Here is a 13,219-nt window from a genome sequence, read left to right on the forward strand (position 1 = left end):
GGCAGTTCAGGCAGCGGCCCTCGGGCCGCTGCCTGACGCGCTACAGTTTGTCTCTTTTTCTTCATCGGCATATCCATGGCCTTTACACCTCATGATATGCCTCGCCCACGAAATCACGGATAGGTCCCGCACGCTGGGTTGTCCGTTCTCTCCTTGCGGTGCGATTTCGTTACCGCTTTCAGCAGAGTGCGATCGGCTCCTCAGCGCCGACTAACGGCCATGCTGAATCGCGCAGTGAAATGTCGCTTCCTGGCCGTGCGCCCTACGCGAATATGCGACCTATTAGGTACGATTCTGGACGTCGACATCGCGAGTGTTGTCGGCAATGCATAGGGCCGGCGTGCGCTCGTGACATCCCGTGGACCAGCCGATTTGGTGATCAGTCATCCTATGACAACTGAAAACGAAGCGAAAGTTTGGTATCCGGTGCCGGGGGAAACGGCCAGCCGACCACCCAGCTCGAACACGCACCCGTTCCCGGAAAACGTTTCGCCCAAATTCGCCTAAACAGAGAAAACGATTCCCTGAAACTTGCTCAAACCCCGTCATGACAGGGCCTCTACGGGTATGCACCAAGTGAGTTAAACGATTAACCGACGTACATTCGCGTCAACACGTCATACGACGTATGACTCTGCGGTCAGCGAGCACGGCGCCGAAGCATGCGCATGCCGGCGGATCGCCGCGCAACAACGAGCACAACCATCAAGGAGACTGACGATGAAGCACCGATTCAACCGCTCCCGTATCGCCCTGGCCGTCGCGCTGATGGCCGGCTTCGCGATGTCCGCGCAGGCGCGCGTGTTCCGCTCGGCGGACGTGCACGGCGACACCTTCCCGACCAACATGGCCGTGAAGTTCATGGGCGATGAGCTTTCGAAGCAGACGGGCGGCAAGGATTCGATCAAGGTGTTCGGCAACAGCGCGCTCGGCTCGGAGAAGGACACGGTCGACCAGGTGCGGATCGGCGCGATCGACATGGCGCGCGTGAACGGCGCGTCGTTCAACGAGATCGTGCCGGAATCGCTGATCCCGTCGTTCCCGTTCCTGTTCCGCGACGTTGATCATTTCCGCAAGGCGATGTACGGCCCGGCCGGCCAGAAGATCCTCGACGCGTTCACCGCGAAGGGAATGATCGCGCTGACGTTCTACGAGAGCGGCGCGCGCTCGATCTACGCGAAGCGCCCGGTACGCTCGCCGGCCGACATGAAGGGGCTGAAGGTGCGCGTGCAACCGTCGGACCTGATGGTCGACGAGATCAAGGCGATGGGCGGCACGCCGACGCCGATGCCGTTCGCCGAGGTGTACACGGGCCTGAAGACCGGCCTCGTCGACGCGGCTGAAAACAACCTGCCGTCGTACGAGGAAACCAAGCACTACGAAGTGGCGCCCGACTACTCGGAGACGCAGCACGCGATGACGCCGGAAGTGCTGGTGTTCTCGAAGAAGGTCTGGGACACGCTGTCGCCGCAGGAGCAGGCGGCGATCAGGAAGGCGGCGGCCGATTCGGTGCCGTATTACCAGAAGCTGTGGACCGCGCGTGAAGCGTCCGCGCAGCAGACGGTGACGAAGGGCGGCGCGAAGGTCCTGCCGGCCGCGCAGATCGACCGCGCGGCGTTCGTGAAGGCGATGCAGCCGCTGTGGACCAAGTATGAAAAGACGCCGCAGATGAAGCAGATCGTCGACGAGATCGAGGCCACCAAGTGACACGTCACACTTCCCTGAACGGCGCAACCGCCGCGGGCGGCGGGGCCGCCGCCCCGGACGGCGCAACAGCGCCACGCCCGCATGCCGCGCCGCTGTTGCGTTGCGTGAACGACGTGCTGTTCCGCGTGCTGGCCGTGATCGCGTCGGCGTGTCTCGCGGTGCTGACGGTGCTGGTGTTCTACGCGGTCGTGATGCGTTACGTGTTCGAGAACGCGCCGGATTTCGTCGAGCCGATCGCGCTGCTGCTCGTGATCGTGATCGCGATGTTCGGGGCGGCGATGAAGGTGCGCGACGGCGGCCATATCGGCCTCGATTCGCTGGTGCGCCGGCTGTCGCCGAAGGCGCGCACGGTCGTCATCGCGATCCAGCACCTGAGCCTGATCGCGTTCGCGATCATGATCATGATCGGCTGCGGCAGCATGGCCGCCGAGACGATGGGCGACCGCATCCCGATCATCGGGCTGCCCGAAGGCGTGCGCTACCTGATCGCGATGCCCGCGGCGATCGCCATCATCCTCTTCTCGCTCGAGCACCTGCTCGCGCTTCGTCGTTCTTCGCCGGGACAATAACGCCATGGAACTCGCGATCCTGTCCGTCAGTTTTCTGATTTTCCTCGTGCTGGGCGTGCCCGTGTCATTCGCGCTCGGCATCGCCTGCGTGCTGACCTACATGGTCGAAGGCCTGCCGATCGCGACCGCGATGCAGGCGATGATCTCGGGGATGAATGCATTCTCGTTTCTCGCGGTGCCGTTCTTCATCTTCTCCGGCGAACTGATGCTGCACGGCGGCATCGCGGACCGGATCCTGCGCTTCGCGCAGGCGACCGTCGGCCACTTCCGCGGCGGCCTCGGGATGGCGAACGTCGTCGCCTGTACGCTGTTCGGCGGCGTGTCGGGCTCGCCGACCGCCGATACGTCGGCGATGGGCGGCGTGGTGATTCCGCTGATGAAGCGCGAAGGCTACAGCGCCGCGTACGCGGTCAACGTGACGACACATGCGTCGCTCGCCGGCGCGCTGATGCCGACATCGACCAACATGATCATCTACGCGTTCGCCGCGCAGGGCATCACCGGGATGCTGCACGGCCAGCCGGTGAGCGGCGTGTCGATCGGCGACCTGCTGTTCTCGGGGCTGCTGCCGGTGTTGTGGGTGATGGGCTTCGTGCTGGCCGCCGCGTACTGGCAGGCCGTGCGTCACGGCTATCCGCGCCGTGAAGACGGTTCGTCCGCGCTGCCCGCGTTCCCCGGCTGGTATGCGGTGCTGCGCAGCTTCGTCGGCGCGGTGCCCGGGCTGATGGTGATCGCGATCATCCTCGTGTGCGTCGCGAAGGGGATTGCCACCGCGACCGAAGCGGCCGCGATCGCCGTCGTGTATTCGCTCGTGCTGACCGCGGTGGTGTACCGCACGCTGACGGCCGAGAAGCTGCGCCGCGCGCTGTCGCATGCGGCGCGCACGACGGGCGTCGTGCTGCTGCTGATCGCGGTGTCGAACATGCTGCGCTTCCAGATGTCGTACCTGGAGATTCCGGATGCGATCGAAGGGCTGCTGAAGCAGTCGACCGCCGCGCCGTGGCTGATGCTGCTGTACATCAACATCATCCAGGTGTTCCTCGGCACGTTCGTCGACATGGCCGCGCACATCCTGATCACGACGCCGCTGTTCCTGCCGATCGCGATGGCGTGCGGCGTCGGGCCGGTGCAGTTCGGGATCATGCTGCTGCTGAACTGCTCGCTCGGCCTCGTGCATCCGCCGATCGGCTCGGTGCAGTTCGTTGGCTGCGCGATCGGCAACGTGTCGATCGGCGAGACCACGAAGATGGCGTGGCCGTACTACCTCGCGATCTTCAGTGCGATCAACATCGTCACGTACCTGCCGTTCTTCTCGACGTGGCTGCCGAGCCTGATCAGCGGGCACGCGGTGTTCTGATTTTCGAATCGCGTGCTTCGCCCGACGCGGCGCCGGACGACTGAGGTTGTCCGGCGCCGCGGTCGCTTGTGCGGTGGCCTTTCAAGGCACCGGAACGCCTATGAACGCTCAATCCTGCCGAGCATCCGGCTCGCCGTTACCGCCGGCCGACCGGTCGTCGCGCCAATCCTCGAGCTCGCGCCACAGCGCCGGGCGCGCATGATCGCGCGGCGGCAGCTTGATGACGTACGCCACCCCTCGCACGTTGACCACGACCCCCGAGTCGGGCAGCGTGGCCGGGATGCCGGACAAAGGCGGTTCGGCAACCGGTTCGGAAACGGTACCCGGGCCGGGCGGGTGTCGAAGGACCATGCGAATTCTCCGTGGCGCCGCTTGACGGCGCTTCAATAGCGGACACGCCCGACCAGACCCAGCGGGTCGACGGCGTGCTGGATGGCGGCGGCGACCTGCCGCTGTGCCGCTGGCACATGCTTGCGGTAGTACGCGACGTTGACCGGCCCGACGCCATGCTCGGCGCTGAAGCAGCCTCCGGCCCGCACGACGCGGTCGTACAGCGCGCCGCGCAGCGCCACCTGCTGCAGCGGCCCGTAGCGTTCCGCACAGGCGTGCGGGATCGATACGACGAGATGGCAGCCGCCGTCGCCGAAATGCCCGAACGTGTGACAGCGCAGCGACGGATGCGCGGCCGCGATCCACTGCTCGGCGTCGGCAACGAACGCGGCCAGCGCGCCGCGCGGAAACGATACGTCGAACGACAACGGGATGCCGTCCTGTGCCACCGCGGCCGGCAGCGCATCGCGGATCCGCCAGAACCGTTCGGCCGGCGCGCAGGCCGCGTCAAGCACCACGTGCTCGCCCGCCAGTGCATCGAGCGTCGCGATCGTGCGTTCCTCGAGCAGCGCATCGAGCCCCGGCATGCCGGTCGCGATCTCGACCAGCGCGTAACACGCGGCGGCGTCGGCTTCGAACGGAATGCGCGATGCCGGATACGCATTCGCGACACATCCGACGGCTGCAGCCGACATGAATTCGAATGCCGACAGCATCTCGCCGAACGCGCGCTCGAACGCGAGCAGGCCGGCGAGCGCCGCGTCGTACGACGCGAACGCGACGAACGCCGCGCACGACGAGCGTTCTACAGGCGCGAGCGCGAACGACACGGCCGTCACGAGCCCGTTGGCGCCGTTCGCGCCGATGAAGCATTGCGTGACGTCGAAGCCCGCGTTGCGCTTGCGCAGCGGCGCGAGCGCGTCGATCACGGTGCCCGCCGCGTCGGCGAGCACGACTTCGACGCCGAGCACGTTGCGGCGCACGTCGCCGTACTTGATCAGGCGGCTGCCGCCCGCGTTCGCGCCGACGAGGCCGCCGGCCGTGGGATCGCTGCCGAGATCGATCGGCAGGCAGAGGCCGGCTTCGGCCGCCACGCGGTTGATGTCGGACGGCCGCACGCCGGCCTCGACCGTGATGCTGCGATTCGCCGCGTCGAACGCGCGCACCGCGCGCATCCGGTCGAACGACACCACGCATTGCGTGCCGCTGCGATCGGGCACGGCGGCGCCGACGAGCCCGGTGCGCGCCCCCTGCGCGATCAACGCGATGCGGTGCGCGACGGCGACCCGCGCGAGCGCGCTCGTGTCGGCGGTCGAGCCCGGCCGTGCGACGCCGAGCGCGATGCCGCCGTGGAGCGTCACATCCGTTACATACGATGAACACGCGTCGGAAGATGCCCCGTCGAGCCAGCCGTCACCGAGCGTCGCGGCGAGTGCGTGCCGCTGCGCGGCGCGGTCGGGCAGCGCGCTCATCGTCAGCCGGCCCGCACGAGCTGCTTGCGCAGGCGGCCGCGCACGACGACCAGCGCGATCAGCGGCACGACGCCGCCCCACAGCGGGCTGTGGCGCATCGCGATCGACACCGCGAGCGCGACGACGGTGACCGCGAGCAGCACGATCGACAGCGAACGTGCGCGCGCGTGGTCGACGAACGTGCCGTCGACGAATCCGCCGTCCGACCACGCGGTATGCACGATGCCGACGACCAGCACGCAGACGAGCATCGCGGCCGGCCCGAGTTCCTCGCCCCACAAACGGCTACCTGTCGGCGACACGAGCGCCAGCACCGCACCGATCACGAGGAACAGGTCGACGCCGATCGCGATGCTGTTGCGGTCCGCGCGGCGGATCAGCCACGCACCGTGCACGAGCGCGAGCACGCCGCCGATCAGGAACGCGTGCGTCCAGCGCACGTCCGGCTGCTCGGGGCCGAGCCGGCCGTAGAACAGGAACACGATCGCCGGCAGGAAGTTGCTCGCGTGCAGCAGGTAGTCGGTGATGGGATTGCTCGATTTCATCAGGGAATTCTCCTTCGTCGAAACGTCGAAACAGTGGAACAGCGGGCGACGCGTCAAGCGTCGTGCCAGCGGAACAGCCGCGCGGCGGCGAACAGGAACAGCGCCGTGCTCGCGGTCATGCCAAGCAGCTGCGGCGCGAGCTGCGCATACGGGGCGCCGTCGACCAGCGCGCCGCGCAGCGCGACCGCGAACTGGTTGGTCGGCAGGAACGCGAGCACCGCCTTCAGCCAGGCCGGCGCGTCGTGCATCGGGATCGTCAGGTCGCTGAAGAACAGCAGCGGGTAGTAAGTGACGTTGCACGCGAGTTCGGCAGCAGCGAGCGACTTGGCGCGGCTCGCGAGCAGCACGCCGATGCTGAGCACCATCGCCGCGCCGAGCAGCACGATCGGCAGCGCGCGCAGCCCGTCCGGCGTCGCGATCGGCAGGGCGATGCCGAACGCGACGCGCGCGACGGTCAGCAGCACGAGCGCCGACAGCGCCATCATGATCATCCGCGCGACGATCAGCGCGGCGAGGAACACGCCGCGCGAGACCGGGAAGCACACGTACAGCTTGAACGTATTGCGTTCGCGCAGCGATGCGATCGCGGTCGTCGTCGAGTTGAGGCCGATCGCCATGAACGCCATCACGAGAATGCCGGTCGCGAAGAACGCGCCGTAGTCGAACGGGCGGCGCGCGGGGGCGGCGTTCTCGAAGCGTGCCTGCGCGGCGGGTAGCCCGAGCCGCTGCGCGGCGCAGCGCGCGAGCGCGATCTCGACGACGCGCGACGCGGCCTTGACCGCGAGCGAGCCGTTGAAGTCGTAGCGGATCGTCGTCGGCGTGCGCTCGTCGGCGCCGAGCACGACGGTCACGCGATCGGCCGCCGCGCCGCGGCCGTCGAAGGTCGCCTTTACCGTGTCGCTGTGCGTGAGGCTGTCGACGATCTGCGCTTCGCAGGCGCGGCTGTACGGGGTCGCGCCGCCGGGGACGACGAACGTGATGTCCGCGGTGCCGAGCGAACCCGATCCGCCGAACGCGAACAGCATCACGCTCAGCAGGAACACGGGGAACACGAGCGTCCAGAACAGCGACGAGCGGCTGCGCAGATAGCCGAGCAGCTCGTTGCGCACGAGAATCAGGAACACCTTAGTCATGGGTGGGGCCCTCGGTACAGAGGCGCAGCAGGTCGCCCGGCGTGCTCGGCGCGAGCGCGAGATGCTGGATGCCCTGTTCGCCGACGATGCGGTGTACGTTCGGATGCAGCGTCGCGTCGCCGAACACCTCAACGACATGCGCGGCCGATACGCGCACGCCGGTCACGCCCGGCAGCGCCGCAAGCCGCTTGCGCAGTGCACGTGCGTCGGTTTCGTCGCGGCAGTGCAGAACCGCGCGCGCCTCGCCGACGAGCTCGGCGCGCAGCGCGTCCTTGTCGCCCTGGTAGCGCACGCCGCCGTCGCGCACCCACACGAGATCGTCGACGACGGCCAGCTCTTCCTCGGCGTGGCAGATCATCGCGACGCTCGTGCCGCGCGCACGGTGGCGCAGCAGGTCGATCACGACGCCTGCGTAGCGGCGGTCGAGGCCGGTGAACGGCTCGTCGAGCACGGCCAGCTCGGGCCGGTGCGCGAGCGCGACGTAGAGGTCGATGCGCTGGCGCTGCCCCTTCGACAGCGCGCGGCACGGCTTGTCGAGCAGTTCGGCGATGCCGAGCGCATCCGTGACCGCGGCATCCGCGTGCACGTACATCGCGCGGTGCAGCGCGACGATCTCCGACACGCGGAGATGGTCGGGATATTCGACTTTCTGCAATTGCGCGCCGATGCGCCGCAGCGACGGCGTATCGCGCATGAAGCGCGCGGCCGGCACGTCGAGCACGCGCACGTCGGTGCCGCCGCGCCGGAAGCCGAGCAGCGTTTCGAGCAGCGTGGTCTTGCCGGAGCCGTTCGGCCCGACGATCGCGGTGACGGCGCCGAGCCGGAACCGCACGTGCCGCGCGGAAAACTGAAAATCGCCGGCCGCGACGTCGATCGCGCGCGCGCCGAGCGCGGCACCGGGCGCGTGCGCATCGGGCAGCGGCTGCGTGGCCGTGCGCAGCGGCCGGTCGAACGCGGTGTGCGGGCCGAACAGCGCGCGCACGGAGGCGAGGAACGAATCGCTCATCGTCGGCTTCCTGTCAGTCGAACAGCATGACCTGCGTGTCGCGCGCGCCCCGGTACGGGTTGCGGCCGTGCGCGACCAGCATGTTGTCGACGACGAGCACGTCGCCGGCCTGCCACGGGAACGCGCGCTCCTCGTCGTCGAACGCGTCGTAGATCGCGACGAGATCGTCGAACGGCATCGGCGACCCGTCGCCATAGCGGATCTCGTACGGGAACGCGGCGCGGCCGCCGTACATGCGCTGCAGGTAGCGGTAGCTGAGCTCGCCCATCGAGCGCGGGTTCGGGTGCTGCGCGCTCGCCTGGTTGAACCACACGGTTTCGCCGGTGCGCGGATGCGTGCGCAGTGCGCTACCGACGTGCGACACCGTCACGCTGCCGTCGTCGAGCCAGCGGCAGCCGACGCCGCGCGCCGCGCACAGCCGCTCGACCTCGTCGCGCTCGGTCGTGCCGAACGCGTCATCCCACGGCCGGTGGTATTCGGCGAACGGCATGCCCGGATGGGCGGCGAGGCTGTCCGCGCGCGCGCCGGGCGCCGCGAAATTGCGCAGGTACATCACGCCGCGTTCGGCGAACCGTTCGCGCAGCGCGGCCGGCACGCGCGCCGTCACGCGGCGCATGTCGCAGATCGGCGTCTCGCCGCCCGCGTCGGCCGGCTGCCGGCAATAGAACGCGACGAGGCGCGGGAACGCGGGCATGTAGGCCATCTCCTGGTGCAGCCCGATCTTGAACGGCGGCGGCATGCGGGTCGATTCGTACACCTGGCCGTCGATCTGCTTGCGCGGCGCGGCGCCGGCCGTATAGCCGTTCGCGTGCGGCGGGTACAGCGCGCCGAGCTGGCCGAACGCGGCGGTGTCGGGCACCGCGAAGCCGCGCCACAGCAGCGCGCCGCATGCGTCGAGCAGCGTGTCGATCGTGTCGAGCCGCGAGCGGTACCACGCGACGAACATCTCCGGCGACGTCGCGAGTTCGGCGCTGAGCGGCGTCACGCATAGCGGCAGCGTCGCGCCGGGCGCGACCGCCGCGCAGTGCACGTCGTCGGCGCCGAGCCGCGCGGCGGCGTGCGCGGCGAGGAAGGCGAGGTCGGTCATCACTCAGGCCAGCGCCGGTTTCTTCAGCAGGATCTCGAAGCCGAGCGCGCCGAGCCCGGCGCTCGGGCTGTAGATCGACGCGACTGCCGCGAGACCGGCTTCGGCGACGAGCGCATGCGCTTCGTCGAGCGTGATCTTCTCCTCGACGTGGGTCGGCGGATAGTCGGCGGCGGCGCGCATCTCGGTGAAGCGGTCGAGCAGGTGCTGCGGCGCGTCGCGGCGCATGTCGTGCACGAGCGCGATGCCGCCCGGTTCCAGCACGCGGTACATCTCGGTGAGGCTCAATGCCTTGTCCGGCAGGTGGTGCAGCGTCGCGCGGCCGACGGCCATCGTCAGCGTGCCGTCGTCGAACGGCAGCGCCAGCGCGTCGCCGACGCGCATCTCGATCGTGTCGTCGAGGTCGAGTTCGTGGATGCGCGGGCGGCCTTCGTCGAGCATCGCCGGATCGAGGTCGATGCCGACATAGCGCCAGCCGCGCATCGCCGGGTCGGTCGCGAGCCGCACCGGCACGACGCCGGTGGCCGTGCCGATGTCGGCGATCACGCCGGGCGTCATCCCGCGGGCGAGCTGGCGGATGCGGCTGATGAACAGCAGGTCCCACGGTTCGAGCGTTTCGGTGGCGAAGCGATCATAGTCGTTCGCCGGGCGCAGGTTCTTGAGCAGCATGACGTTCCTCTTGCAGAAGGGTGCCGAAGGGATGAAGGGATCACAGCCAGCCGACCGGCACGGCGGCCAGCAGTCGTCGCGCGGTCGCGCTGTTGACGCCGAAAGCCGGGCGGCGGCGCCGCTCGGCCGCATGCGCGGCCATCGCCGCGATGCGCGCGCCGAGCCCGACGCCGACGCCCCACGACGGCGCGGCGACACCGAGTTCGAGCAGCGTCGCGGCCGTCAGGAAATCGATGTTCGGGCGCAATGCGCGGCGGGCGTCGGCTTGCGCGCAGCACGCGTCGAACAGCGTCACGTACGCGCCGTCGAAGCCTTGCGCCGCGAACCGCGCGCGCATGTGCGGCGGACGCGGATCCGCGACGAACAGCGGATGGCCGAAGCCGTACAGCGTGCGTTTCGTGTCGAGCGTGGCATCGATCGCCGCGCGCCCGGTTGCGTCGAGCGCGGCAGGCGGCGCGCCGGTGCCGCCCGGGACCGACTGCACGAGCGCGGCGAGCCACTGCATCGCTTCGAGCGCCGCACCGACGTGCGACGGCCCGCTCGCGAGAAACCCGGACGCGATCGCCTGCGTGAGCGTGACGCCGGTGCCGATCGCGACCCGCGGTGCGAGCACGGTCGGCGTGATGTAGCCGAAGCCGGCGTGCCACGCGACGAGCAGCATGTCCATTGCCGCTTGCGCCGCTGCGTCGTTGCGTGTCGCGCCGGTCAGCACGAGCATGCGTTGCGCTTGTGTTACCGCACCGTCGAGCGATGCGCCGATCGAGCCGTTGCGCGCGGCGAACGGGCGGCCTTCGATCGCCGCGTGCAGCAGGAACGGCGCGGCGGCGGCGCACAGCAGCATCGTGTCGAGGTCGGCGTCGTCCAGTGCTTCACCTTGCACGCGGGCTGTCACGTCGTCGAAGCCGCGCAACAGGCCGGACGCGGCCGCGAACACCGGTGCCACGCCCGCCGCGCCGAGATCGGCGGCGACGGACTGCGCGGCCGAGCCGGGCGCCAGCGCATCGGCGAACGCCATGAGCCGCGCGCCGATTGCCGCTTCGTGTGCGCGATGTGCGGCGCTGCCGGGCGCGACGTCGAACCACAGGTGCGCGAGCGCGCCTTCGAACGTCGTCGCGCCGATCAACGCGTTCAGGTCGAGGTCGCGCACGCGCAGCGCTTCGGGTTCGAGCGTCGCGCCGTCGATGTCGGTGCCGCGATGGCGGGTCGCGGGGCGGCCGAGCAGGTTGCGCGGCGCTTCGCCGGCCGAGGTGGTTGCGGCAGTCGTGGCGGACGTACCGGAATCGAGCATCGTCTCCATGTCATTCCACCTGCGCGAGTTCTTCGCTGCTGACGCTGATCGCCGCATGCGCCATCGCGGCGATCACGGCCGCGTGCTGGTCCACCACGGGCAGCACGTTCGCGAAGTAGTAGCGCGCGCTTTTCAGCTTGCCGCGATAGAACGCGAGTTCGGCCGGCGTGTCGGCGGTGTCCGGCGCGTCGAGCCGGCGCGCGGCGATCGTCGCCGATTCGAGCAGCACCCACGCCGACGTGACGACGCCGAACATCTCGAGAAAGCGCGTGTAGAACTGGCTGCTGCGGTGCGTGTGACCGTCCTGCACGTCGCGCGCGATGTCGTCGAGCGCGGCGGCGATCCGGTCGGCGCCGGTGCGCAGCGCATCGAACAGCGGGCGCAGCTCCGCATGCGTGCCGGTGTGATGCTGGTGCGCGAGGAACACGTCGAGTTCGTCGCGGTAGTACTGGATCAGCCGCGAATGGCGGCCGAAGCCGAGCTTGTCGCGCACGAGGTCCTGCGCCTGGATGTAGTTCGTGCCTTCCCAGATCGACAGGATCTTCACGTCGCGCGCGTTCTGCTCGACGGGGCTCGCATCGGTATAGCCGAGCCCGCCGTGCACCTGGATCGCGGTTTCGCAGATCCGCCACGCCTGGTCGGAGATGAACGCCTTGCAGATCGGCGTCAGCAGCAGCTGCAGCTTGCGGTGGCGTTCGATCTCGGCCGGGTCGGCGTCGGGCGTCGCTTCGAGCATCGCCGCGCGCGTGGCGGTCGCGGCGAGCTTGCCGAGCAGGCCGCGGCAGCCGTCGACGCGGCTCTTCATGTCGACCAGCATGCGCTGCACGTCCGCGTGCTCGACGATCGCGACGCGGGCTGCGTGGGTGTTCGACGCGCGCTCGATCGGCCGGCCCTGCAGCCGGCGGCCCGCATACTCGACCGCATGCAGGTACGCGCTCGATGCGACGCCGACGCCGAACATCCCGGTGCTCATCCGCGCCTGGTTCATCAGCGGCATCAGCTGCAGCAGGCCGACGTTGCGCCGGCCGCCGAGCAGCCAGCCTTTGGTCGTGCCGTTCGAACCGAACACGAGGTGCGTGTTCGCGCAGCCCTTGAGCCCCATCTTGCGCGGCAGGCCGATGCAGTCGACATGATTCGACTGCAGCTCGCCCGTCTCCTCGTCCGGCCAGAAGCGCGGCACGACGAGGCACGACAGCGAGAACGAGTCCGGCGACGCGGTGTCGATGCGGCCGAGCACGAAATACAGCGTGTTCTCGGTCAGCTCGTGCATGCCGGCCGAGATGTAGACCTTCTCGCCGTCGATCGCGTAGACGTCGCGTTCGAGCGGCGTCGCGCGCAGCGCGACCGCGGTGAGGTCGGTGCCGGCCTGCGGTTCGGTCGCGCAGAAACAGGCATCCCAGCGGTACGCCTCGAGCGGTGCGATCAGCGCCTTCTGATGCGGCGTGCCGTGCATCTGCAGCAGCTTGATCGCGGGGCGCGTGAAGCCGCCGTACGTCATGAACGACGGGTTCGCGCCCATGAACATCTCGTAGATCATCTGCGTGACGATCGGCGGCAGCCCGTGCGCGGTGCCGAACAGCGTGTTCGACCATTCGTCGCGAAAGCGCGCCCACAGCGCGTGGAAATGCGACGGAATGCGCACCTGGCCGTCGTCGAGCAGCGTGCAGCCCTCGACGTCCGCCTGCTGGTAGCTGCGGCCGAGATCGAGTGCGAAATCGCGCGCGCGTTCGAGCAGCGCGTCGATCGACGCGCGGTCGTGCGTGCCGTACAGGCCGTGTTCCGCGAGGAACCGCTTGTCGGCCTCGAACAGTTCCCACAGAAAGAAGCGCAGTTCGCGCAGGCTCACCTTGTAGGCGCTCATCACGCGTCTCCTTCGATATCGAGTGCGGCGTCGAGGCCGCCGGCGAGGTCGACGACGGCCGCCGCCGCCGCGCCATGCAGTGCCGCGTCCCACACGAGCACCGTGCGGCGTTCGCCTTCGTCGAGCGCGCCGGCCAGCCGGATCAGCGCGGCCGCCGATTCGGCCGACGACAGGTGGCCGGCCGCATCGGCGGCCGCG

12 protein-coding genes and 1 pseudogene are annotated in these 13,219 nt (G+C 69.1%); 3 read left to right on the forward strand and 10 right to left on the reverse strand.

The window, feature by feature from the left end; translation table 11 throughout:
- The first annotated feature begins 720 nt into the window (after positions 1-720).
- Genes G3N96_RS33890 through G3N96_RS33900 form a run of 3 tightly spaced genes read left to right on the forward strand, consistent with a single transcriptional unit; the run spans position 721 to position 3,633 of the window.
- Positions 721-1,707 carry a TRAP transporter substrate-binding protein gene (locus tag G3N96_RS33890; protein WP_206139915.1) on the forward strand — a complete coding sequence of 329 codons (987 nt, stop codon included), beginning with the start codon at positions 721-723 and terminating at the stop codon, positions 1,705-1,707.
- Positions 1,704-2,276, forward strand: coding sequence for a TRAP transporter small permease (locus G3N96_RS33895; RefSeq protein WP_206139916.1), 573 nt, complete (start codon positions 1,704-1,706; stop codon positions 2,274-2,276). The genes G3N96_RS33890 and G3N96_RS33895 overlap by 4 nt, the downstream gene beginning before the upstream one ends.
- A gap of 4 nt (positions 2,277-2,280) precedes the next feature.
- On the forward strand, positions 2,281-3,633 hold the full coding sequence (locus G3N96_RS33900) for a TRAP transporter large permease (protein ID WP_059241306.1): 1,353 nt from the start codon (positions 2,281-2,283) through the stop codon (positions 3,631-3,633).
- Positions 3,634-3,741: 108 nt separating this feature from the next.
- On the opposite strand, the gene G3N96_RS33905 is transcribed toward G3N96_RS33900, so the two are convergent.
- From G3N96_RS33905 to G3N96_RS33950, 10 genes and pseudogenes are all read right to left on the reverse strand, one after another.
- Entirely contained in the window at positions 3,742-3,984 is a 243-nt protein-coding gene (locus G3N96_RS33905) for a hypothetical protein (protein ID WP_124579049.1), read from the reverse strand.
- A gap of 32 nt (positions 3,985-4,016) precedes the next feature.
- Positions 4,017-5,435, reverse strand: a complete 1,419-nt coding sequence (locus G3N96_RS33910; RefSeq protein ID WP_206139917.1) for an FAD-binding oxidoreductase — start codon at positions 5,433-5,435, stop codon at positions 4,017-4,019.
- 2 nt (positions 5,436-5,437) lie between these two features.
- Positions 5,438-5,980, reverse strand: a complete 543-nt coding sequence (locus G3N96_RS33915; RefSeq protein WP_059590725.1) for a hypothetical protein — start codon at positions 5,978-5,980, stop codon at positions 5,438-5,440.
- A 53-nt stretch (positions 5,981-6,033) separates the two neighbouring features.
- Complete coding sequence (locus tag G3N96_RS33920) at positions 6,034-7,113, reverse strand: ABC transporter permease (RefSeq protein WP_206139918.1); 1,080 nt, start codon at positions 7,111-7,113, stop codon at positions 6,034-6,036.
- On the reverse strand, positions 7,106-8,119 hold the full coding sequence (locus G3N96_RS33925) for an ABC transporter ATP-binding protein (protein ID WP_206139919.1): 1,014 nt from the start codon (positions 8,117-8,119) through the stop codon (positions 7,106-7,108). The genes G3N96_RS33920 and G3N96_RS33925 overlap by 8 nt, the downstream gene beginning before the upstream one ends.
- Before the next feature lie 13 nt (positions 8,120-8,132).
- Entirely contained in the window at positions 8,133-9,206 is a 1,074-nt protein-coding gene (locus tag G3N96_RS33930; protein WP_206139920.1) for a TauD/TfdA family dioxygenase, read from the reverse strand.
- 3 nt (positions 9,207-9,209) lie between these two features.
- Entirely contained in the window at positions 9,210-9,872 is a 663-nt protein-coding gene (locus G3N96_RS33935) for a class I SAM-dependent methyltransferase (RefSeq protein WP_039347774.1), read from the reverse strand.
- Positions 9,873-9,912: 40 nt separating this feature from the next.
- Positions 9,913-11,169, reverse strand: coding sequence for a citrate/2-methylcitrate synthase (locus G3N96_RS33940; protein WP_206139921.1), 1,257 nt, complete (start codon positions 11,167-11,169; stop codon positions 9,913-9,915).
- A 1-nt stretch (position 11,170) separates the two neighbouring features.
- Positions 11,171-13,021, reverse strand: a complete 1,851-nt coding sequence (locus G3N96_RS33945; RefSeq protein ID WP_206139922.1) for an acyl-CoA dehydrogenase — start codon at positions 13,019-13,021, stop codon at positions 11,171-11,173.
- Positions 13,021-13,219 (reverse strand): annotated as a pseudogene (locus G3N96_RS33950) (hypothetical protein); the annotation flags it as partial. The pseudogene G3N96_RS33950 and the gene G3N96_RS33945, both read right to left, overlap by 1 nt.

It is taken from the genome of Burkholderia sp. Se-20373 (assembly GCF_017104705.1).
In the GTDB taxonomy this organism is placed as follows: Bacteria; Pseudomonadota; Gammaproteobacteria; order Burkholderiales; family Burkholderiaceae; genus Burkholderia.